The organism is Methylosinus sp. DMC45, from assembly GCF_056313885.1.
In genome coordinates this window covers 110,190-131,367 of the sequence record NZ_JBQUZK010000036.1, presented here as the reverse complement: position 1 = coordinate 131,367, position 21,178 = coordinate 110,190, and the positions used below count along the sequence as shown (strand labels likewise).

General features: G+C 64.8%; 18 protein-coding genes. 3 read left to right on the top strand and 15 right to left on the bottom strand.

Annotation, left to right across the window (positions count from 1 at the left end; translation table 11 throughout):
- Positions 1–81: 81 nt before the first annotated feature.
- Positions 82–1,854, bottom strand: a complete 1,773-nt coding sequence (locus tag ACT53T_RS10105) for an acetolactate synthase 3 large subunit (protein ID WP_018267853.1) — start codon at positions 1,852–1,854, stop codon at positions 82–84.
- 334 nt (positions 1,855–2,188) lie between these two features.
- On the opposite strand from ACT53T_RS10105, the gene ACT53T_RS10100 reads away from it, so the two are divergent.
- A complete protein-coding gene (locus ACT53T_RS10100) occupies positions 2,189–2,707 on the top strand; it encodes a TIGR00645 family protein (protein ID WP_400765904.1) in 519 nt (172 codons plus the stop codon).
- 21 nt (positions 2,708–2,728) lie between these two features.
- On the opposite strand, the gene ACT53T_RS10095 is transcribed toward ACT53T_RS10100, so the two are convergent.
- The 6 genes from ACT53T_RS10095 to ACT53T_RS10070 all read right to left on the bottom strand — a co-directional run bounded on the left by ACT53T_RS10095 (position 2,729) and on the right by ACT53T_RS10070 (position 6,876).
- A complete protein-coding gene (locus tag ACT53T_RS10095; RefSeq protein ID WP_400765905.1) occupies positions 2,729–3,028 on the bottom strand; it encodes a zinc ribbon domain-containing protein YjdM in 300 nt (99 codons plus the stop codon).
- A gap of 124 nt (positions 3,029–3,152) precedes the next feature.
- Entirely contained in the window at positions 3,153–3,578 is a 426-nt protein-coding gene (locus tag ACT53T_RS10090) for a hypothetical protein (RefSeq protein ID WP_018267856.1), read from the bottom strand.
- Between the two features lie 35 nt (positions 3,579–3,613).
- Positions 3,614–3,793, bottom strand: a complete 180-nt coding sequence (locus ACT53T_RS10085; protein WP_157235254.1) for a hypothetical protein — start codon at positions 3,791–3,793, stop codon at positions 3,614–3,616.
- Between the two features lie 34 nt (positions 3,794–3,827).
- Positions 3,828–4,976 carry an ABC transporter permease gene (locus ACT53T_RS10080; RefSeq protein WP_476161088.1) on the bottom strand — a complete coding sequence of 383 codons (1,149 nt, stop codon included), beginning with the start codon at positions 4,974–4,976 and terminating at the stop codon, positions 3,828–3,830.
- The gene (locus ACT53T_RS10075) at positions 4,973–5,899 is read right to left on the bottom strand and encodes an ABC transporter ATP-binding protein (RefSeq protein ID WP_476161087.1); all 927 of its coding nucleotides are present in this window, start codon (positions 5,897–5,899) and stop codon (positions 4,973–4,975) included. The genes ACT53T_RS10080 and ACT53T_RS10075 overlap by 4 nt, the downstream gene beginning before the upstream one ends.
- A complete protein-coding gene (locus ACT53T_RS10070; protein ID WP_476161086.1) occupies positions 5,896–6,876 on the bottom strand; it encodes an HlyD family secretion protein in 981 nt (326 codons plus the stop codon). The genes ACT53T_RS10075 and ACT53T_RS10070 overlap by 4 nt, the downstream gene beginning before the upstream one ends.
- 184 nt (positions 6,877–7,060) lie before the next feature.
- On the opposite strand from ACT53T_RS10070, the gene ACT53T_RS10065 reads away from it, so the two are divergent.
- Positions 7,061–7,357, top strand: a complete 297-nt coding sequence (locus tag ACT53T_RS10065) for a type II toxin-antitoxin system HicB family antitoxin (RefSeq protein WP_018267862.1) — start codon at positions 7,061–7,063, stop codon at positions 7,355–7,357.
- Here ACT53T_RS10065 and ACT53T_RS10060 read toward each other — a convergent pair whose 3' ends face one another.
- The 3 genes from ACT53T_RS10060 to ACT53T_RS10050 all read right to left on the bottom strand — a co-directional run bounded on the left by ACT53T_RS10060 (position 7,358) and on the right by ACT53T_RS10050 (position 10,446).
- Positions 7,358–7,552 (bottom strand): type II toxin-antitoxin system HicA family toxin, encoded by a 195-nt coding sequence (locus ACT53T_RS10060; protein ID WP_476161085.1) that lies wholly within the window; start codon positions 7,550–7,552, stop codon positions 7,358–7,360.
- Between the two features lie 246 nt (positions 7,553–7,798).
- A complete protein-coding gene (gene adh, locus ACT53T_RS10055; RefSeq protein WP_476161084.1) occupies positions 7,799–9,316 on the bottom strand; it encodes an aldehyde dehydrogenase in 1,518 nt (505 codons plus the stop codon).
- Positions 9,317–9,450: 134 nt separating this feature from the next.
- Positions 9,451–10,446, bottom strand: coding sequence for a helix-turn-helix domain-containing protein (locus tag ACT53T_RS10050; RefSeq protein WP_476161083.1), 996 nt, complete (start codon positions 10,444–10,446; stop codon positions 9,451–9,453).
- A 418-nt stretch (positions 10,447–10,864) separates the two neighbouring features.
- Here ACT53T_RS10050 and ACT53T_RS10045 point away from each other — a divergent pair, with 418 nt between their 5' ends.
- Positions 10,865–11,860, top strand: coding sequence for a DUF2778 domain-containing protein (locus tag ACT53T_RS10045; protein WP_476161082.1), 996 nt, complete (start codon positions 10,865–10,867; stop codon positions 11,858–11,860).
- Positions 11,861–12,265: 405 nt separating this feature from the next.
- On the opposite strand, the gene ACT53T_RS10040 is transcribed toward ACT53T_RS10045, so the two are convergent.
- From ACT53T_RS10040 to ACT53T_RS10020, 5 genes are all read right to left on the bottom strand, one after another.
- The gene (locus tag ACT53T_RS10040) at positions 12,266–13,102 is read right to left on the bottom strand and encodes a hypothetical protein (protein ID WP_476161081.1); all 837 of its coding nucleotides are present in this window, start codon (positions 13,100–13,102) and stop codon (positions 12,266–12,268) included.
- 169 nt (positions 13,103–13,271) lie between these two features.
- Positions 13,272–14,087: a tetratricopeptide repeat protein gene (locus tag ACT53T_RS10035; protein WP_476161080.1), complete on the bottom strand. Its 816-nt coding sequence runs from the start codon at positions 14,085–14,087 to the stop codon at positions 13,272–13,274.
- A gap of 87 nt (positions 14,088–14,174) precedes the next feature.
- Positions 14,175–17,636: a double-strand break repair helicase AddA gene (addA, locus tag ACT53T_RS10030; RefSeq protein ID WP_476161079.1), complete on the bottom strand. Its 3,462-nt coding sequence runs from the start codon at positions 17,634–17,636 to the stop codon at positions 14,175–14,177.
- A 28-nt stretch (positions 17,637–17,664) separates the two neighbouring features.
- On the bottom strand, positions 17,665–19,059 hold the full coding sequence (locus tag ACT53T_RS10025; protein ID WP_476161078.1) for an MFS transporter: 1,395 nt from the start codon (positions 19,057–19,059) through the stop codon (positions 17,665–17,667).
- Positions 19,060–19,625: 566 nt separating this feature from the next.
- Positions 19,626–20,714, bottom strand: coding sequence for a MerR family transcriptional regulator (locus ACT53T_RS10020; RefSeq protein ID WP_476161077.1), 1,089 nt, complete (start codon positions 20,712–20,714; stop codon positions 19,626–19,628).
- Between the last annotated feature and the right edge of the window lie 464 nt (positions 20,715–21,178).

Here is a 21,178-nt window from a genome sequence, read left to right as displayed (position 1 = left end):
GGGTCCGTTTCCAGCGAGTGGCGAGTGGCGAATAGCGAGTAGCGAGTAGCTCTATTCGCTACTCGCTATTTCGCTATTCGCTCACACCAGCATCTTGCCCTTTTCGTCGATGATCGAGCCGAGCTCGACTCCGGCGTCGTCGGAGAGATCGGCGAGCAGCATGTCGTTATGCGCCTTGCCCGAGGGGATCATCGGGAAGCAATTCTCGCCCTTCTCGACGAGACAGTCGAAGATCACCGGCCCGTCATAGTCGATCATCTCCTGAATGGCGCGATCGAGATCGGCGGGATCGGAGCAGCGAATGCCTTTGGCGCCGAAGGCCTCGGCGAGCTTCACGAAATCGGGCAGCGCCTCGGAATAGGAGTGCGAGTAGCGCCCGCCGTGCAGCAGCTCCTGCCACTGGCGCACCATGCCCATATATTCGTTGTTCAGGATGAAGATCTTGACCGGCAGCCGATATTGGATCGCCGTCGACATCTCCTGAATGTTCATCAGAATGGACGCCTCGCCGGCGATATCGACGACCAGCGATTTGGGATGCGCGAGCTGCGCGCCGATCGCCGCCGGCAGGCCATAGCCCATTGTGCCGAGCCCGCCGGAGGTCATCCAGCGATTGGGCTCGTCGAAATGATAATGCTGCGCGGCCCACATCTGATGCTGGCCGACCTCGGTGGTGACGTAAGGATCGCGATCCTTGGTCAGCGCATAGAGCCGCTGCACGGCGTATTGCGGCTTGATGACCTTGTCCGAGTTGCGGAAGGCCAGCGACTTGCGGTCGCGCCATTCGTCGATCTTCTTCCACCAGGCGTCGAGCGGCTGCTTCTCGGCGTGCATCGCCTCGGCGCGCCAGATGCGCACCATGCTCTCGAGCACATGGCCGCAATCGCCGACGATCGGCAGATCGACCTTCACATTCTTATTGATCGAGGAGCGGTCGATATCGATGTGGATTTTCTTCGAGCCGGGCGAGAAGGCGTCGAGCCGTCCGGTGATGCGATCGTCGAAGCGCGAGCCGACGGCGATCATCAGATCGCAGTCGTGCATGGCGTTATTGGCCTCGAAAGTGCCGTGCATGCCGAGCATGCCGAGCCAATTGGGGCCGGAGCCCGGATAGGCGCCGAGGCCCATCAGCGTGGAGGTGATCGGAAAGCCGGTGAGCGACACCAATTCGCGCAGCAGCGTCGAGGCGGCCGGGCCGGAATTGATGACGCCGCCGCCCGTGTAGAAGATCGGCCGCTTGGCGGCGGCCATCATCTTCACCGCGCGGCGAATGGCGTCCGTGTCGGCGTCGAGCTTGGGCTGATAGGTCTTGTGATGCACATTGCGCGGGCCGGTGTAGGCCCCCGACGCGAATTGCACATCCTTGGGAATGTCGATCACCACCGGCCCCGGCCGCCCGCTGGAGGCGACATAGAAAGCCTCGTGCAGAATGCGCGGCAGATCGGCGATATTCTTCACCAGATAATTATGCTTGGTGCAGTGGCGGGTGATGCCGACCGTGTCGCATTCCTGAAAGGCGTCGGAGCCGATGAGATGCGTCGGCACCTGGCCGGTGATGCAGACCAGCGGAATGGAGTCCATCAGCGCGTCGGTGAGGCCGGTGATGGTGTTGGTGGCGCCGGGGCCGGATGTCACCAGCAGCACGCCCGGCTTGCCGGAGGAGCGGGCGTAACCCTCGGCGGCGTGCGCCGCGCCCTGCTCGTGGCGCACGAGAATATGCCGCACCTTCTCCTGGTGGAAGAGAACGTCATAGATCGGAAGGACGGCGCCGCCGGGATAGCCGAAAAGCACTTCGACGCCCTGGTCCTTCAGGGCCTCGACCACCATTTCCGCTCCGGTCATTTGCTTCGCCATTCTCTCCAGCTCCGCTTTCCTCGACCCTCGAGACGTAGGGCCGCGCGGGCGCGCCCCCATAGGCAATAAAAAAGGCCCCCTGGAGGGCCTCGGATAAGCGCCAGCGGCGGAAGCTCGGGATCAGACCCGCTCCGTCTCCAGCGCCCTGCCTACGAGAAGAATGCCCTTCACGGCCCGCTCCAGGTGAAATAACGGAGCAGACGTTACGGGAGACGACCGCAGGGGTCAAGGCGATTCCGCGGGCAGAGCGGCGATCGGCCGCGCCGGTCCCGAGCTTGGCCGGCGCGGCGAATTCGTGTACGGCTCCGTCGCCTCCCCACAGAACGAGTCGAAGATGAAGCGCTTATTCGAATCCTTCCTGTTCCTGTCGCGCTGGATGCTCGCGCCCTTCTTCGTCATGCTGGCGGTGGGGCTGCTGGAGCTTCTCTATAAAGCGGCCGTGCGCTTGTACGAGGCGACGGCGCATCTCCTCACCGCCGCCGAATCCGACATGACGCTGCTGGTGCTGGACCTCATCGACATGACGCTCACCGGCGCGCTGGTGGTGACGGTCATGCTGTCGGTCTATGAGAATTTCGTCTCCAGAGTCGATACGAAGAACCAGCCCGGCTGGCCGGACTGGATGGGCTCGATCGATTTCTCCGAGCTGAAGCTGAAGCTGCTCTCGACCATCGTCGCCATATCGGCGATCAAATTGCTCGAAGCCTTCATGGACGTGCCGCACACCAATGACCGGGAGCTGTATTTCTATCTCGGCATTCACATGGTGTTCGTCGTCTCGACGCTGGCCTTCGCTCTGTCGGAGCGCCTCGCGAACGGCCATGGCAAGAGCCATGACGCCAACGGGCATTGACGAGCGAGCCGGGAGGCCGGCTCAGCGCTTCTTCACGAATTCCGTGCGCAGCACCAATCCTTTGATGGTGTCGTGCCGGCAGTCGATCTCCTCGGGGTCGTCGGTGAGGCGGATCGATTTGATCACCGTGCCCTGCTTCAAGGTCTGATTGGCGCCCTTCACCTTCAGATCCTTGATGAGGATGACCGAGTCGCCGTCGGCGAGCGCATTGCCGGCCGAATCCTTCACGACTTTCGCCTGCGCCGCCGCCGCGGCGAGCTGCGACGCCGGAACCCATTCGCCGCTCGCTTCGTCATAGACATAGTCTTCGTCGTCGGCCACGCGAACCTCTTTTCGATTGAACGCCGCGCGCGAGAGCCGCGCATCGGGATGCGCTCTCTTAGGCGACCGCGCCGCCTCGGCGCAAGGTGGAGCTCTGCGATGGTTTTGTCGGGCCGGCCGTCTCTCAGAATCGGCGGCCCGGCGGCGCGGGCGCGCATTTCATCACGGCGATGACGCCGCCATCGTCATATTTCAGCGTGCCGGCGGCTATGTCGAGCAGGTTGCGAACATGCTGGTCGTGGCATTTGCCATTCGCGGCGACGCAGACGCGGTCCTGGCCGAAGCTCACCGCATCCTTGTCGACGCTGACCGCATAAGTGACCTTTTGCGTCTCGCTGGAGCCGCTCGCGCCGGAGACATAGGAATCGCCGTCGCGATATTCCTCGGCGACGCCGTCCTCCCAAATGAGCTGCACGAAGCGCCGGCCGGTGTCGATGTCGATCGCGACCGTCCGATTCGTGCGCCCGCAATCGAGATGAATTTCCGAGGCGAGGGCGTGCGGAGCGAGCAGCAGCGCGAAGGAAGCAAGGGCGTAGAGTGAGGCGTTCATTCCATGTTCCGCAATGCGCGCGCGGCGCGGCCTCGTCAATTTCTCGGCAGGGAGGAGCGCATCTCGTCGCAAGCGCGCAATTGCGCCTCGGTCGCGGACCAATAGGAGATTTCGCAAAGCGCCTGATAGCGGCTGGCGACGAAGAGCGACCACAGAAAATAGCCGAAGCCTGCGACGCCGAGCGCGAGCAGCATGTTGCGACTAAAAGCGTTCATGGTCGCCCTTTGCGAACCAATCAGCGAAGCCGTATCAGTCCAAAGTCTGGCGGAAGCGCATCACCGCGACGCCCATCGCCGCCAGAGTGAAGACGCCGAGCGCGAGCGTATCGCTGGTCAGATCGCCGAAGCTCGAGCCTTTCAGCATGATCGAGCGCACGATGCGCAGATAATGGGTGAGCGGCAGCGCCTCGCCGACATATTGCGCCCATTGCGGCATGCCGCGGAAGGGAAAGAAGAAGCCCGAGAGCAGCATATTGGGCAGGAAGAAGAAGAAGGTCATCTGGATCGCCTGCAATTGATTGACGGCGATCGTCGAGAATGTGTAGCCGACAGAGAGATTGGCGGTGATGAACAAGAGCGTCAGCGGCGCCAGCGCGAGCAGCGAGCCGACGATCGGCACGCCGAACAATAGCGTCGCGACGATGAGGATGATGCCCATCTGCACGCCGCCGACCACGACATAAGGCGCGATCTTGCCGAGCATGATCTCGGTCGGCCGCACCGGCATTGCGAGCAGCGCCTCCATCGTGCCGCGCTCGATCTCGCGCGTCACCGACAGCGCGGTGTAGATCAGCATGGTCATTGTGAGAATCGTGCCGACGAGTCCGGGCACGATGTTTCGGCGTGTCTCGCCAGCCGCATTGTAGCGGCGATGCACGCGCACCTCGAAAGGCGGCGATCCTTGCGCGAGATGGGCGAGCGGGCCGGTCAGCTCGCGGTCCAGCGCGCTCGCGGCCGCGGCCGTCACGGCGGAGACGGCGCCGCCGGTCGCCGTGGGATCGGTGGCGTCGGCGACGACGAGCACGGGAGGCCGCTCGCCGCGAATGACGCGCCGGCCGAAATCGGGCGGCACCTCTATGACGAACTGCACGCGATTGGAGAGGATCAGCTTCTCGGCGTCGCTCTCGTCCGTCGCCGCGGCGATGATGTCGAAATAATCGGTCGTGCGGAGCGCTGCGACGAAGGAGCGCGCCAGCGGCCCGTCGTCCTGCACCAGCAGCGCTGTGGCGAGATGCTTTGGATCGGCGTTGATGGCGTAGCCGAACAGCAAGAGCTGAATGAGCGGAATGCCGACGATCATGGCCAGCGTCACGCGATCGCGACGCAGCTGAATCAGCTCCTTCACGAACATCGCATAGAGGCGCCCGAGCGCGGCGCGCATGTTCGGCGGGACGCTCATGCGCGCGCCTCTCTATGCGTCATGAGGTCGATGAACACATCCTCGAGCGAAGGCTCGCCGCGCATCCATTGCTGCGGCGCATTCTCGCTGAACGCGCGCACGATCTCCGCGAGGCGCGCGGCGTCCCGGCCGGCGACATGCAGCGCCATGCCGAAGGGCGCGACCATGTCGACGCCCTCGGTCGCCTTCAGCCGCGCGGCGAGCGCGCCGAGATCGGGGCCGGTCACGACGTAAGTGGAGAGGCCGGAGCGGGCGACGATCTCGGCGATCGTCCCCTGCGCCAAAAGGCGGCCGTCGGCGATATAGGCGATCTCGTGACAGCGTTCCGCCTCGTCCATGTAATGGGTGGAGACGAGCACGGTGAGGCCTTGCGCGGCGAGCGAATGAATCTCGTCCCAGAAATCGCGCCGCGCCTTGGGATCGACGCCCGCCGTCGGCTCGTCGAGCAGGAGCAGCGCAGGGCCGGGCAATATGCAGGCGGCGAGCGCCAAGCGCTGCTTCCAGCCGCCGGAAAGCTCGCCGGCGAGCTGCTCGGCGCGCTTGTCCAACCCTAAGCGAATGAGCGCCTCCCGCGCCGCCTCCACGGGCCGCGCGAGGCCGTAGATGCGCGCGACGAATTCGAGATTCTCGCGGATCGAGAGATCGGCGTAGAGCGAGAAGCGCTGCGTCATATAGCCGACCCGGCGCTTGATCTCGTTCTGCTGCGTGCGAATGTCGTAGCCGAGGCAGGAGCCGCGGCCGGAATCGGGCGTCAGCAATCCGCAGAGCATGCGGATCGTGGTCGTCTTGCCGCTGCCATTTGGGCCGAGAAATCCATGGATGCGGCCGCGCTCGACGCGCATGGTGAGATTGTCGACCACCTTGCGGGCGCCGAAGGATTTGGTGAGCCCCTCGGCCTCGATGGCGATCTCGACGCCGCTCACGGCGACGCGCTCTCGGCGGAAAGGCGCACGCGCACCGGAATGCCGAGCGGCAGCAGCAGCGCTCTGTCCTCGAGTCGCGCCTCCGCCTTGAAGACGAGCTTGGCGCGCTCCTGATCGCTGAAGATCACCGGCGGCGTATATTCCTCCCGCTGCGCGATGAAGCTGATGCGGCCGGAAAGCCCCTTCTCGCAGCCGTCGCATTCGACGGCGACGCTGGCGCCGAGCTTCGCCGCGGCGAGCCGCTCCTGCGGAACATAGAAGCGCACCTTGCGATTTTGCGGCGGCAGCAGAGAGAGCGCCGGCTGGCCGGCGGCGATCATCTCCCCGGCGCGGAAGAAAATATCCTGCACCACGCCCGCCGCCGGCGCGACGACCTTTTGCCGACCGATGCGCGTGTCGAGCTGCTCGATCTGCGCGCGCGCCATGACGATCGCCGATTGCGCGGCGTCGATCTCCTGATTGCGGCTCGGCAGGCGCGCGACCTCGATCTGGCGCTCCGCCTCCGCGAGCGCGGCCTTGTCGCGATCACGCGCCATCACCGCCTGATCGAGCGCCGATTTCGGCGCATTGCCATGCGAATAGAGAATGCGCTTGCGCTCATATTCGGCGGCCGAGAGCGTGGCCGAGGCGCGCGCGGCCTCGACGGCCGCTTGCAGCACGGCGATCTGCTGTGGACGGTTCATGGAGGCGCGCAGATTCTCGAGCTGCGCCTGCATTTGCGCCAGCCGCGCGGCGGCTTCCGCGCGTTGGCGGTCCAGCACCGGCGTGGCCATGGAGAAGAGAGCCTCGCCTTCCGCGACCTCCTTGCCGGCCTCGACGTCGAGCCGGGCGAGACGCTCGCCCTCCACCGGGCCGATATAGAGAAGCTCGCCCTCGACATAGCCGAGGAAGGCGCCGGAGCCATAGGCGTCGCCGCGCATCCGCCACAGGCCGAGCGTGACGGGAATCAGCAGGACGAGCAGGAGCCAGCGTCTCATTTCCGTCCTCGCAACGGCGGACGGAGCGGGCCGGCGCGCCCGATATGCTCGATCCGAGCCTCCCCCTCGCGTCAGGCTGTTAAGTCGCGCTGGAGGCGCGGTCAAGACCCTGCTGGCGTCGCAAGGGCGTGGCCAAATCCGGCGTATGAGCTATATTGTCGACGATTTCGAAAGCAGGCCGACCATGAAACCCTATATCGCGATCGTCCATCAGGAAGAGGGCAGCGCCTATGGCGTGAGCTTTCCCGACGCGCCAGGCTGCTTCTCGGCGGCCGACGAGCTCGACGATCTCTTCGTCATGGCGACCGAGGCGCTGGAGCTTTGGGCGGACGGCATGCGCGAGGACGGCGCGCCGATCCCCGAGCCGCGCGAGCTGTCGAAATTGAGAGACGATCCAGAATGGGCGGAGAGCTTCGAAGGAGCCGCCTTCATCATCGCCATCGAAGCCCCTTGGGACAGGCTCTCGCGCGCGGCGGAATAATCAGTCCTTCGGCCAGCCGGCCTGACGATAAATGTCGGAGGCGGTCTTCGGCGGAATATTCTTCTTCGGATGAGCGACGGTGACGCGTCCGACGATGTACGGATGCTTGTATTGCCGATGCGAGCCCTTGGAGCGGACGAGCAGCCAGCCTTCGCGTTCCAGACGACGGATGATCTCGCGGCTGTCGGTGAGCATGAATCACTCCAGTGAAGATGCTGGAGGATACCGCAAGCGAATTCGCGTCAATTGCAAAAGCGGTCGACTTCGCCGATTTATCCCGTGTGAGGTTCTGGCTGCGACGTACAATCAAATATTCGCAAACAGAAAATCTGTCCTCTCGCTCGAGCGCTCGTCGCCGCAATTGACAATGCACTAGTGATTTTTTCGAGGAAAGGGAGCGGGGCGACCGCAGGGAGGGAAACGGCCGCCCCGGCCGGACGCTCAGAAGAAGCCGAGCTTGTCCGGGCTATAGCTGACCAGCAGATTCTTCGTCTGCTGGTAGTGATCGAGCATCATGCGATGATTCTCGCGGCCGATGCCGGACTGCTTGTAGCCGCCGAAGGCCGCATGCGCCGGATAGGCGTGATAGCAATTGGTCCACACGCGTCCCGCCTGCACGGCGCGGCCGACGCGATAGGCGCGGTTGATGTCGCGCGTCCACACGCCGGCGCCGAGGCCGAAGATGGTGTCATTGGCGATCGCCACCGCCTCTTCATCCGTGTCGAACACCGTCACCGACACGACGGGTCCGAAGATCTCCTCCTGGAACACGCGCATCTTATTATTGCCGGCGAGCACTGTGGGCTTCACATAATAGCCGCCGGAAAGATCGCCGCCGAGCTCGGCGCGTCCGCCACCGATCAATATGTCCGCGCCTTCCTTCTGGCCGATGTCGATATAGCCGAGGATCTTCTCCATCTGCTCCTTGGAGGCCTGCGCGCCGATCATCGTCTTGGCGTCGAGCGGGTCGCCCTGCACGATGGCGCCGACGCGCTTCACCGCCTTCTCGATGAATTTGTCATAGATGCTTCGGTGCACCAGAGCGCGGCTCGGGCAGGTGCAGACCTCGCCCTGATTGAGCGCGAACATGGCGAAGCCCTCGAGCGCCTTGTCGAGGAAAGCGTCGTCCTCCGCCGCCACATCGGCGAAGAAGATGTTCGGCGATTTGCCGCCCAGCTCCAATGTCGTGGGGATGAGATTGCGCGCGGCATATTCGCCGATCAGCCGTCCCGTGCTGGTCTCGCCGGTGAAGGCGATCTTGGCGATGCGCGGCGAGGAGGCGAGCGGCTTGCCGGCCTCTAGGCCGAATCCATTGACGATATTGACGACGCCGGCCGGCAGCAGATCGCCGACGATCTTCGCCCATACGAGTATGGAGGCGGGCGTCTGCTCGGCCGGTTTCAGCACCACGCAATTGCCCGCCGCGATCGCGGGAGCGAGCTTCCACGCCGCCATCAGCAGCGGGAAGTTCCACGGGATGATCTGGCCGACGACGCCGAGCGGCTCGTGGAAATGATAGGCGACCGTATCATGGTCGATTTCCGATACGCCGCCTTCCTGCGCGCGGATCGCCGAGGCGAAATAGCGGAAATGATCGATGGCGAGCGGAATGTCGGCGGCCGTCGTCTCGCGGATCGGCTTGCCATTGTCCCAGCTCTCGGCTTCCGCCAGCGCTGCGAGATTTTGCTCCATGCGATCGGCGACGGCGAGGAGAACGCGCGCGCGCTCGCCGACGCTGGCGCGGCCCCATGCGTCCTTGGCGGCATGGGCGGCGTCGAGCGCGAGCTCTATGTCGGTCGCGTCGGAGCGCGGGACCTCGCAGAGAATCTGTCCATTGACCGGAGTCACATTCTCGAAATAGCGGCCGGCGCGCGGAGCGATCCAGCGGCCGCCGATGAAATTCTCGTAGCGCGCCTCGAACTTCGGCGTCGTGGAGCGGAGGAATTCGGGCCTCGTCATGACGTTTCCCCTTTAGTGTCTCTGCGCCTTTGCGGCGTCGGGGGAGATCATCCGCCCGAGCGGTCGGCGGCGCCAGAGGGGGAACGCATGACGGAGCGAGAGGTGTCGCAAATTTGCGACACCTGCGGCGGTTTCTAATGTCCCTGCGACAATCCGAGCCGGCCGAGCTTGCGATGCAGAGTGGCGCGGCTGACGCCGAGCAGGCGCGCGGCGGCGGTCACATTGCCATTGGCGCGGGCGAGGGCGCGGCGAATGGCGCCGCGCTCGGCGTCTTCCAGCTCGCTTCGCTGCGGCTCTCCGTTCTGCATCTCGGTCTCGCCGGCGCCGCTCAGCAGATCGGCGGCCGCCAGCTGCGCCGCTATGCGCGCATCGGTGACGCCGAGCTCGAGCCGCGCCGCGCGCGTCGCGCCGATGACGAGATCGTGACGGTCGACGGCGATCAGCGAGGCCGAGTTTCGATCGGCCTGCGGCGAGAGCATGATGCGCGCCTCGGCGAAAGCGCGGCGGAAGTTCAGCGCCTCTATCGTGCGCGCGGCGTCGACGACGGCGACGGAGAGTAGATTGGTCAGCCCGTCGGCCAGCGTCTCGCGGCAGGAGGAGACGTCGAGCGCCGCCGCCAGCCGTCCCAAATGATCGAAGATCGGCGCGGCCGTGCAGCTCAGCCCGGTGTTCTGGGCATGAAAATGCTGGTCGCGATGGATCGTCAGCGCGCGCTCCTCGACGATGCAGGCGCCGATGGCGTTGGTGCCCTGATGCGCCTCGCTCCATCGCGCGCCGGTCCGCAATCCGCGCCGGTCGAAAATCTCGGCGTCCGCCGGGGCGCCGCGGCGCTCCAGCGGAACGCCGCGCGCATCGGCCAGAAGAACGCAGCAGCCGAGATCGCCGATGGCGGCCGAGAGCCGCTCCATCACGCTCTGCGCGACGCGCGCCAGCGGCTCCAGCCCCTCGCGCGACTCGCGCAATTCCGCGGCGGTGAGAATGGCGGGCGCGAGGCTCGCCGCCGGATCGAGCTTATGCAGCGTGACGCAGCGGCGCCAGGAGGCGGCGACCGCCGAGCGCGCCGGCGCGGTCTCGTCCGCGACCACCGAGCGCACGCGGTCCAAATGCGAATTGGCGATGTCTCCGCTCATGCGAAGCTCCCTTTGTCGCCGAGACTATAGAGGGAAAGCGCGCCCGGCGCACGCGTCCCTGCGTCGCATTCCGGCCGCCGAGATTATGCGAAGGATTTACGAAAATGTTTACTATATTGCGGCGTAATTCACCTCCATGGTCAGTGAAGCTCGCGTTGGTCGAACCGCAAGGTTCGAGAAGTCGAGCTTGCGAATACTTACGCTGAAGCTACGTAGCGCGGACAAAAAACCGCCAAATTGTAACTTCAGTTTCTCGAACAATGCTCGGGATCGGAGAGAAGAAGCTTCGTTCCGGGCGCGTGTGGCGTAGTCGAGCGGCTCGCTCATGGAGACGCTTCGACAGTGTGCGTAACGGAAGTCCTTCCGAAAGTGGGGGTGGATGCGTAAGAATCCCGGTGAACGATGCTCTTCCAATTCATTGCCTCGCCGTGAAATCTCTCGCCGCATTCTGCTCTCGACTCTTTTTCTCGCCGGCGCCCTCACCGTGGGCGGTCTGGCGGGTCTCGCGATGCGCAGCGCCGAGCAGAAGCCCGAGCCGCCCGCAGCTGCCGCGCTCACGATAGACAGCCCCGAGGAGACGACGGCCTCGATCGAGTCGCCGTCCTTCTCCATTCCCTTCGGCGTGCTGGTCGGCGATCTGCGCTCCCATGCGGCGCCCAAGACGGTCGTCGCCGCGCTCGAGGCGCCGAAATCCCTGCCGACGCCTCCGCTGGCGCCCGTGGCCGCGCCGACGCCGCCCGCCCGCAAGGACGCGGGTCTCGAGCAGCAGGTCGCGGAAGAGGAAGAAGACAGCGCGCCGCTGCCGCCGCCGCGCCCCTCCGAATTCGGCCTGCGCGTCCATCTGCCGACCATTCGCAGCGCGCGAAAGACCGCCTCCGCGCCGTCCGCGGAAGAGGAGAGCAGCCCCTCCTTCTTCGAGAAAGTCTTCGGCCCGCTGCAGCCCACCGGCAAGGCGCTCGCCTATGCGGCGCCGGAGATGGGGCTCTTCGACGGTCTGCGCAATGCGACGCGCGGCAATCCGACGACGGCCTATGACAATCAGACCGCCGTCTACGACATCAGCGCGCATACGGTCTATCTGCCGGACGGCACGCGTCTCGAGGCGCATTCGGGCCTCGGCGACAAATTCGACGATCCGCGCTTCGCCCATGTGCGCATGCGCGGCGTCACGCCGCCGCATACTTACGATCTCACCTTCCGCGAGAGCCTGTTCCATGGCGTGCGCGCGATCCGCTTGACGCCGGTCGGCGGCGAGGGCGCGATCTTCGGCCGCGCCGGCCTGCTCGCGCATACTTACATGCTCGGCCCGCGCGGCGACTCCAATGGCTGCGTGTCGTTCAAGAATTACGCCGCCTTCCTGCGCGCTTTCGAGCGCGGCGAGATCAAGCGCCTCGTCGTCGTCGGCAAGCTGTGAAAAATCGAGGGCGCGACCGTCCTCGATCCAAATCGCTATAGTGGGAGTCTCAACTGCTTAGGCCGAGGCCAGCCGCGAGAATGGGCTCGAACGTGTTCGAGGCGGCCATCTCGCGTGCGGTCATAGGCCCTAACAGGGACGCGCGGTTCCATTACCGGCTCCGTATCAGGGATACCCTTGAAAACGGTGGCACGACATGCGATCTTACAGTGTCACTAAAGTGCGCTGTCCTGACCACCTAAAAGCGGTTCGGGCCTGCCACTTTTGATGGGAATGGGCGCTGTTAGGCCTTTGCAGGCCTATTCGGCTAATGTCGGGCCGATGAACCACATCGGGCAACTCCTTTCCCCTCGAAACTGCGCGGCGTGGTCCCCTTCCACAGTTCTCACGCGCGCGATGAAGCTCTTAAGCGGCCGGCGTTTCGCTGGCCGCTTTTGTTTTGATTTCTATCTCTCCGCCATCGCTCTCGTAGATGAGATCGAACGCATTCGCAGCTAATTTAAGCCATTTCACCCGGTCTTTTACCGGCCAGGTATCACCTGTCCTCGGGAGTGTCTTCAAAAGACCTTCAACGAAAGGATGATAGTTACTGCCTCCGCCTCCACTGTCATGGCTCTGTTTCTCACGTTCAGGAGCGTGACTAATGTCGTTAATGGGCGGCGTCTCGGACGAGCCGTTGCCGTTAGGGACAACGGAGCCGACCGAAGGTCGAATCAGACGATCGCGACCGCCAAGCTCAAAAAAACCAGCAAACTGCGCCGAGGCGTCAAATGCAATGCGGGCCTTGTCGGCTTGCTTATGAGAGACGCCGAAGCCGATAAATGCTCTTTCAAGCCCTAGCGGACGAGGAGGAAGTTGTTGATTGCGATAGGTGTCGTAAGCCTTTCGATACAGTGGCACCGTCAGGAAGGCGTCTGCTTTCGCAGCTTTCGATCGGCTTGCGTCGGTTATTGCGAAACCAAGTTGCGTGAGTTGATATTTATTTTGAATTGTCTCAATAATCCCGAACATCCGAGCTGTAGCTATTTTCTGTCGGAAGCTGCCGCTCGCGGATGCTTGCTTCATCGCCCCCGCGAGTTGATCTGGCTCGCAGGGCACGCCGCCCTGCTCCAGCAAGGCAGTAGCGACTTCAAGGGCATCTTCGAGGTCTCCGTAAGGAAAGCCAATCGAACTGACTTCGCGAGTGCGCTTATGCTTGCCTTCGGGATGTAGCGTGTCCGCGTCTGCATTTTCCGCACTCATTGCGCCCTCGCATCCCCAGAGACGCCGTCCGCCCACCGGGGACGCTACGGGAGATAGATACTGCGACTCGCGCGACGTGTCTACGGCTTATTGGCCAAAATGGGATTTATATGGGGCCGTGTCCCTATTCGTCCTTTTAGGGAGGGGTAGCCCAAAAAGAACGCAGCCTTCACAACCCCTTCGGCTCGTCGAAGGCGGGCAGATTGCGGCAGCCGAGCGCGCCATATTCCTCGACGCGCTTGCGCGCGCCCGGCGTGCCGCGCCGCGTGGGATCGAGCGCGATCCAGGAAAACAGCGTGAAGGCGGCGTCGCAGGGCTTGCCCACGGCGACATAGGCGTTGGCCAGCTCGACGAATAATCGCTCATGCACTTTGGCGCGATCGTGGAACAATTCGATCGCCGTCTTATATTCGCCGATCGCCGCGTCATAGCGCTTGGCCGCGAACAGCGTCCGCGCGCGCAGATAATGAAAATCCGGCTGGATCGGCTGCTCGGAGATCAGCGCGTCGGCGATCTTCAGCGCGCCCTCCGCATCGCCTATGCGCAGGAACAATTCGCCGGCGCGGCCCTTTTCGATCGCGCTGTCCGGGCAGGCCGCGGCGAAGCCGCTGTAGCCGCGCGCGGCGACGCGCTCCTCGCCTTCGACGATCAGCGCCTCGGCGAGAGCGGCGATCGCGCGCTTGTCGCAGGGCTCGCGCAAAAGCTTGGCGAGCGGCGCGGAGATTTTGGGCGAGGCGACGAGGCCCGCCCGCAAAGGCTCCATCTCCAGCCGGGCGTAGAGCGGCGCATATTCGTCGGCGGGGGTCGGCGCGCCGACGGCTTCCGCCGCCGCATAGGCCTCGCGGCGCAGAAAATCGCCGAGCTCGGGCGCGATGACGACAGCGAGCCCGAGCGCCGCGGAAATCGCGACCAGCGCGCCGATCCAGACGCGGCTCCTTTCCGGCGAAGGCGGCGGGGCGATGCGGTCCCCGCGGTCGATCTCCATGGTCTATCGTCCCAATGCGCGCGTCGACAATTGTGACGAAAGCTAGCGTGAAATCGCGGCGAAAGCGCGTCCGGCTTTTCCCTCGTCTCAAACCTCCCGCAAAATCTCCTCCAGCGCGGCGTCCAGCGCCTCGGGTTCCGGCTCCTCTATCGTCGCGCTCTGCGTGAAGATCAGCGCGCAGCGCACATTTTTGTGCGGATAGAGCCGCCGCGCCGCGGCGCGATAGACGGCGAGCTGGCGCAATTGCGCGGGCGTCGCCGGATGGCGCGGCGCGCCGGTCTTGAAATCGGCGACGATGACGTCGGTTTCCGTCTCGGCGAGCCGGTCGATGCGGCCGCAAATGGCGATCTCGCCGCGCGGGCTGTCGAGCTTCGCGACGATCTCCACCTCCGGCGCCGAGCCAGGCCCGAACAAAGGCGCGAGCGAGGCGTGGTCGATCACCGCGAGCACAGCGGCGACGAGCCCCTGGCGCTGCGCGGCGTCGAGCGGGGCGGCGCGCAGCTCTAGAAAGCGCAGCGCCGCCTCGACGCGCCGCTCCGGCGGCGTGTCCGGCAGGCGTTGCAGCAGCGCATGGGTGAGCCGGCCGACCAGCAGACGCTCGCGGTCGCGCCGCGTCGGCGCTGCGGTCTCCTCGCCGGCGAAAGGATCGGCCGCCGCCAGCGCCGTCGCCGGTCGCAAGGGCGGGGCCGGCGCGCGCTCCTCCGGCGCCGGCGTGCGCGCATAAAGCGGGACCATGGTCGCCGCGGCCTCTCGCGTCTCGTTCGCCGCCGTCGCGCCATGCGCCGTGACGCCATAGCGCAAAATCTGCTTCGTCTCGTCCAGCGGGTCCGGCGCGCTGTCGCAGGCGGGCTCGAGCGCGTTGCGGATCGCGTCGTACCAGCAGCCGGCGCCGCGCCCCGCCGGCCCATGGAAGCCGCCGACATAGAGCCGCTCCTCGGCGCGCGTCAGCGCCACATAGAGCAGCCTGCGATGCTCCTCTCGCGCCGCCTCGCGCAGCGCCTCGCGGGCGTCGGCGACGGCGGGCGGATCGGCGGCCATAGCGCCGGACCAGACCAGCGTCGCGCCATCCTCCTCGCCGAGCCGGAATATCTTCGGGTCGTGCCGGCCGGAGGGGCCGCCGCATGTATCCGGCAGAAAGACGATCTTCGCCTCCAGACCCTTGGAGGCGTGCACGGTCATCACGCGCACGGCGTCGCCGGCCGCCTCCATGTCGCGCTTGACGGAGAGCTGCAGGCTCTCGACGCTCGCCAAAAATCCGGCGAGGCCCTGCGCCTGCTCGCGCTCGAAGGTGAGCGCGAGGCGCAAAAATTCGTCGATCGCGTCATTGGCCTCCTGGCCGAGCCGCCCGACCAGTCTCTCGCGCCCGCCGCCGGCGCTGAGAATATGGCTGTAGAAATCGAAAGGCGCGCGCGTGCGCGCCTCACGCGCCCAAGCTTCGACGCGCGCCGCCGCCTCTCTATGCGCCGGCTCCGGCGAGGCGGCGAGCGCGTCGATGAGCGCGCCTTCGCGCTTTGGCGCGAGGGCGATGAGATCATCATCGGTGAAGCCGAAGAGCGGCGATTTCAGCAGCGTCGCCAAGGTGAGATCGTCCTCGCGCAGCAGCGCGACGCGGCCGAGCGCGACGAGGTCCATCACCGCAATATGGCCGGAGAGATCGAGACGATCGGCGCCGGCGACGGGAATCGCCTCCGCCTTCAGCGCGCGAATGACGCCTTCGAAAAAAGCGTCGCGCTTGCGCACCAATATCATCACATCGCCGGGCCGCACGGGGCGCATCGCGCCTCTGTCCTCGACGCATTCGCCATTCTGCGGCGCGAGCAGGGCCTTCACCTTGCGCGCGATCTTTCGCGCGAGCCGAGCCGGCGGGCCGGCCTCGTTCACATAATCGAGCGGCAGGCGCCAATCCTCCGGCGTCTCCGCGCCCTGGGACGATTCCGGCTCCCATATTTCGACGAGGCCGGACACGTCGCTTTTCCACGCCTCATGCACAGGCGCGGGCTCCTCGCGATCCGCCGCGAGACCGCGCCTGTTCTCCTCGACCGAGAAGACGATATCCACCGCGCCGAGCACTTGCGGCGAGGAGCGGAAGGAGCGCGTCAGCCGCACAGGCTCGAAGCGGAGCTCGGCGTCGCGGAAACGGCGCTCGAAATCGCGGCGCATGGCGTCGAATTTCTCCGGCGCGGCGCCTTGAAAGGAGAAGATCGACTGCTTCTCGTCGCCCACGGCGAAAAAGGTGCGGATGCGCCGCGTGGCGCCGGCGCCGGCGCAAAATTCATCGGCGAGCGCGGCCAATATGTCCCATTGCGCCGCGCTCGTGTCCTGCGCCTCGTCGACGAGAATATGATCGATGCGCGAATCGAGCTTGTAGAGCACCCAGGACGGGCTCGAGCTTTGAAACAGCCGGCGCGTGCGCTCGATGAGATCGTCGAAATCGAAGAGGCCGCGATTGCTCTTCATCCGCTCATAGGCGGAGAGAATGGCGTCGCCGATCCGCGCCAGCGCCATGGAGCGATCGAAGGCCGCCGCGGCCTTGCGCTTTTCCACCAGCGCGACGAGCCGATCGCGCTCCTCCTCGAGCCGCGCCAGCAACGCCGGCTGCTGCTTTTGCAAAGCGGCGGAGATGATCTTCTGCTTGCCGAGCCCGCGTGGCTCGCCGTCCTTCTTGAAGAAGACGGCGAGATATTCTTCGGCGCGAGCGGCGTGTTGTGGAAGAGCGCCTATGAGCCCCGCGGCGAGCATCAATTGCGTCGCGAGCTTTCCATCATTCGCGCCGCCGCCGCGCAGCGCTTGCGCGACGCCTGCCCAATCGCGCGGCGCTATCCCGCCCTCGATAATCGCGCGCTCCACCGCCTCGAGCGTCTCGCCTTCGCGCAGCCCCAAGCGCTCGCGCAGCAGTTCCGCATAATCGCCGGACGAGAGATTGCGATGCGCCGCCCTATGGCAGAGCAATTCCGCGATCAGCTCGTCGAAGCCGCCGCCGGAGCAGAGCCGCGACACGGTTTCCAGCGCCGCGCGCAATTCGCCTTCGTCCAGCACGGCGCGGGCGAGCGTCTGCCGTCGCGCGCGCTCCAAAAGCTCGGCGCGCTCGAGATCATCGAGCACGCGGAAGGACGCCGCGACATTGGCCTCGAAGGGAAAGAGATGCAGAATCCTTTCGCAAAAAGCGTGGATCGTCTGAATCTTCAGCCCGCCGGGCGTCTCCACCGTGCGCGCGAACAGGCGCCGCGCGAAGACGAGCTCCGCGCGCGAGGGCTGCGGCGCGCCGGTGGCGAGAATCGCGGCGGTCAGCGCCTCATCGTCGAGCAGCGCCCAGCCGGCGAGAATATCGAAAATGCGCGCCGCCATATTGGCGGCCGCGGCCTTTGTGTAAGTGAGGCAGAGAATGCGCGAGGGCGGCGCGCCGGCGAGCAGCAGGCGCACCACGCGCTGCGAGAGAACATGCGTCTTGCCCGAGCCCGCATGGGCCGCGACCCAGGCCGATTGCGCGGGGTCGGAGGCGGCGCGCTGCCGCTCCCGCGTGTCCTTGGCGATGGGGCGTCTGTCGCTCATCCAATTTCCATTCGGAGATGATCTCGCTCTACGGCGATGTCTTCTCGATATTCTCGGCGATTGCCTCGTCGATCATGCTGTCGAGATCGGTCGCCTTCGTCTCCTTGGTGAAGAGGAGCGCGATGATCGTCGAGGTGCCGAGCGCGGCGAGATAGAGGCCGACCGATTCCGCTCCGTAATTTTGCGCGATCCATGTCGCCACAAAGGGCGTCAGCGCCGCGCCGAGTATCGACGCGAGATTATAGGAGACGCCCGAGCCCGTATAGCGCGTGTTGGTGGGGAAAAGCTCCGGCAATATGGCCGACATTGGCCCGAAGGTGAGACCCATCAGCGACATTCCGATGCTGAGGAAAACCAATATGAGCCCGTGATTGGCGCTCTCGCCGGTGCCGATGAGATCCTTGGAGAGGAAGAAGCGGAAGGAGAGGCCGAACAGCACGATGCCGCTCGTCACGATCAGCAGCAGCTTGCGGCGGCCGATCCTGTCGGCGAGATGCCCAGAGACGGGGATGAAGCCGGCGAAGAACAGCACCGAAATGAGCTGCAGCACGAGAAAATCGCGATAGCCTATGCCGAGATTGCCGAGCGCGATTTTGCCTATGCCATAGGATAAAATCCACGTCGTCATCAGATAGAAGAGACCATAGGTCGCGACCATGATGAAAGTGCCGAGCAGAAGCTCTTTCGCATTGTTGCGGAACACATGGGCGAGCGGCGATTTCAATTTCTCGCCGCGCTCCAATGCGCGCGCGAAGACCGGCGTCTCATGCAGCTTCAAGCGCACATAGAGGCCGAGCGTGACGAGCAGAATGGAGAGCAGAAAGGGCAGGCGCCAGCCCCAGGCGAGGAAATGCTCGTCCGGCGTCGCGCGCGTCGAGTCGAAGGCGAAGAGAATGGTGAGCGTCAGGAAGAATCCATTGGCGAGAATGAATCCGAAAGGCGCGCCGAGCTGCGGCCACATCGCCGCCCAGGCGCGCTTGCCCTTGTCGGCGGTCTCGGTGGCGAGCAGCGCCGCGCCGGACCATTCGCCGCCGAGGCCGACGCCCTGGCTGAAACGGAAAATGGTGAGCAGGACCGGCGCGAACAGGCCGATCTGATGATAGGTCGGCAGAAGGCCGATGGCGAAAGTGGCGAGGCCCATCAGCAGCAGCGAGCCGACGAGCGTCGCCTTGCGCCCGACGCGATCGCCGAAATGGCCGAAGAGGACGGAGCCGATCGGCCGCGCGACAAAGGCGACGCCGAATGTCGCCATGGAGGCGAGCAGCGCCGCGCTGCCCGCGCCGGCGGGGAAGAACAAGAGCGGAAACACCGACACGGCGGCGGTGGCGTAGATGTAGAAATCGAAGAATTCGATCGTCGTGCCGACGAGGCTCGCGAAGATGATGCGATTGCGATAGCTTTTATCCGACCCTTCGAGAGCCATTTTCAAATTCCTCGCCCATGTTCGAATGCTGCGCGTCGATCCGGCGTTTATGAGGATCGAAGGCCGTTTCGGGAAACCATACAAGAAATGTAGTTTGACCGCTATCGAAGGCGGTCGCCGCCCCCGGCTCCGATTTTTTGCTTAGCGAGACGTGAATCTTCGGCCGCGCGGCGTCGTCCCGAAGCGGGAAGAATGGCACGAGAGGTGGACAAAGCCCGTTCGAATCGGGGGCGCCGAAAATCGGCGGCCGATTCTTTGCCGAAACGTCAAGAAGTGTGGTGAAGACTTCGTGTCCTCGATTTTCACTCGTCGCTATGCGCGATGCGCGGGAAGCCGCGTCGATAGGTTTAGCCGAAAGTGAATCCGATGACCGTTTCCGTCGTCCCGAAGTGAGAGCGGCGGCACGAGACGAGAACAATACCAGTCCGAATCGGGGGCGTCGAAAATCGGCCGCCGATTCCTTGCCGAAGCGTCAATCATCATGGTGAACGCCGCGTCGCGGCGCGCGACCAAGTCGCTGTCGCCGTGGCCGCGCCGCCGCCCTGGCGGCGCGGCTCGGGGGCCTCTCAGGGCGCGTTGCGGAAGAAAAGACCTCTGACGCGGCCGTCCGGGGCGAGGTCGATGCGCCATTCGGTCTCGCTTTTTTCGAATTGCGCGCGATAGACGTCCCAGCCGTCCACGCCGACGCCGACGAAGCGAATCTCCCCGAGCGCGCCTTTCGCCGAGAGCTCCTCCGCGACCGCCTCCGCTCGCTCGCGCGCCAATGTGGCGAGCGGCTCCGTCATGCGCGCGGCGTCGATCTCTCCGCGCCGGGCTTCGTCGATCGTTCGGCGGATCGCCTCTTCGCTGTCCGGCTGCGGCCGATTATCATGGATTCTGCGTGTCAGCTCCTCCGCTGTGCGCTCGGCCTCCGCTTCATCGATCCGCCGCGCGACCAGCTCGACGCCGTTCTGGTGGATCGTCAGGGCATTCACTGATTGGTCGCTATCTATGGAAAAGACGAGCTGAGCCGGGACGATCTTCAGAAAGAACTCGGTCTCGCTTTCTGGAAAAATCTCATAGGCGGCCTGTCCGGTCACTTGGCTGAAGAGCCGGTCGTCGACGCGTGTGACTTTTATCCCGCCCGTGATCGCGTCGAAGCGATAGGCGCCGACGTAGCGATCGTAGATTTCTGGATTTACGGGCGTCGTCTTGCGCGGGCGCGCCTGCTCGTAGCGGCGCTGCGCGATCAGGTCGAGCGATGTCTGCGTCATGGTGGTCTCCTTTGCGAGCGTTATGAGTTCGTCGAGCGAGAGCGTCCCGCCCTTGGAAAGCTTCGTTCGGGCGGCGCCGACGAGCGCCAGCTTCTCGTCGATGCTCCGGCGTTGTTCGGCGAGCGCCGACTGCTGCATTTCCAATGTTCGATCGAGATCGACCGCGCGCCCCTCGAGCAGCGCGGCGATGCGCGAGAGGCTGAGGCCGAAGCGCTTCAGAGCGAGCACTTCGTGGAGACGGGCGATCTCCTTTTCGCCGTACAGCCGCCAGCCCTTCGCCGAGCGGGCCGGCGTCAGCAGGCCGCGCTGCTCATAGGTTCTGAGGCCGCGAACGGTGACGCCGATGCGCTCCGCGCATTCCGCCGCGGTCAGCAACACGTCCTTGCGCTTCGACTCTCTCACTGGACGAGCCCTCCTGTTTCTCGGGTCTAATCTATGACCCAAGGGACGGCGCAAGCGTCATTTTGCGACCTCGAAAGCGGCGCGGAGCGACGCCCCGATGTCCGGCGTCGCCGGCGTGCGCAAGGCGCGGCATGTCGCGTCGATAGGCTCAGCGAAAAGTGAATGCGGCGCCGCTTCCGCCGTCCCGAAAATGGAATTGCAGCACGAGACGCGCACAAACCCTGTCCGAATCGGGGGCGCCGAAAATGGGGCGTCGATTCCTTGCCGAAGCGTCAATCATCATGGCGAAGGCTTCGTAAATGCTGTCTTTTCGCGGCTCGGCGCGTCGCCGCCTTCACAGGCTTAGCGAGTGGTGAATCGTCGGCCTCTTCGCTCCGTCTCGAAAGCGGAATTGCAGCACGAGACGCGCACAAACCCTGTCCGAATCGGGGGCGCCGAAAATGGGGCGTCGATTCCTTGCCGAA

Excerpts from the sequence above, each read along its gene's own strand:
- ACT53T_RS10105 (WP_018267853.1), bottom strand. The coding sequence starts at position 1,854 with ATGGCGAAGCAAATGACCGGAGCGGAAATGGTGGTCGAGGCCCTGAAG.
- ACT53T_RS10100 (WP_400765904.1), top strand. The coding sequence starts at position 2,189 with ATGAAGCGCTTATTCGAATCCTTCCTGTTCCTGTCGCGCTGGATGCTC.
- ACT53T_RS10090 (WP_018267856.1), bottom strand. The coding sequence starts at position 3,578 with ATGAACGCCTCACTCTACGCCCTTGCTTCCTTCGCGCTGCTGCTCGCT.
- ACT53T_RS10085 (WP_157235254.1), bottom strand. The coding sequence starts at position 3,793 with ATGAACGCTTTTAGTCGCAACATGCTGCTCGCGCTCGGCGTCGCAGGC.
- ACT53T_RS10080 (WP_476161088.1), bottom strand. The coding sequence starts at position 4,976 with ATGAGCGTCCCGCCGAACATGCGCGCCGCGCTCGGGCGCCTCTATGCG.
- ACT53T_RS10070 (WP_476161086.1), bottom strand. The coding sequence starts at position 6,876 with ATGAGACGCTGGCTCCTGCTCGTCCTGCTGATTCCCGTCACGCTCGGC.
- ACT53T_RS10065 (WP_018267862.1), top strand. The coding sequence starts at position 7,061 with ATGAAACCCTATATCGCGATCGTCCATCAGGAAGAGGGCAGCGCCTAT.
- ACT53T_RS10060 (WP_476161085.1), bottom strand. The coding sequence starts at position 7,552 with ATGCTCACCGACAGCCGCGAGATCATCCGTCGTCTGGAACGCGAAGGC.
- adh (WP_476161084.1), bottom strand. The coding sequence starts at position 9,316 with ATGACGAGGCCCGAATTCCTCCGCTCCACGACGCCGAAGTTCGAGGCG.
- ACT53T_RS10050 (WP_476161083.1), bottom strand. The coding sequence starts at position 10,446 with ATGAGCGGAGACATCGCCAATTCGCATTTGGACCGCGTGCGCTCGGTG.
- ACT53T_RS10040 (WP_476161081.1), bottom strand. The coding sequence starts at position 13,102 with ATGAGTGCGGAAAATGCAGACGCGGACACGCTACATCCCGAAGGCAAG.
- ACT53T_RS10035 (WP_476161080.1), bottom strand. The coding sequence starts at position 14,087 with ATGGAGATCGACCGCGGGGACCGCATCGCCCCGCCGCCTTCGCCGGAA.
- addA (WP_476161079.1), bottom strand. The coding sequence starts at position 17,636 with ATGAGCGACAGACGCCCCATCGCCAAGGACACGCGGGAGCGGCAGCGC.
- ACT53T_RS10025 (WP_476161078.1), bottom strand. The coding sequence starts at position 19,059 with ATGGCTCTCGAAGGGTCGGATAAAAGCTATCGCAATCGCATCATCTTC.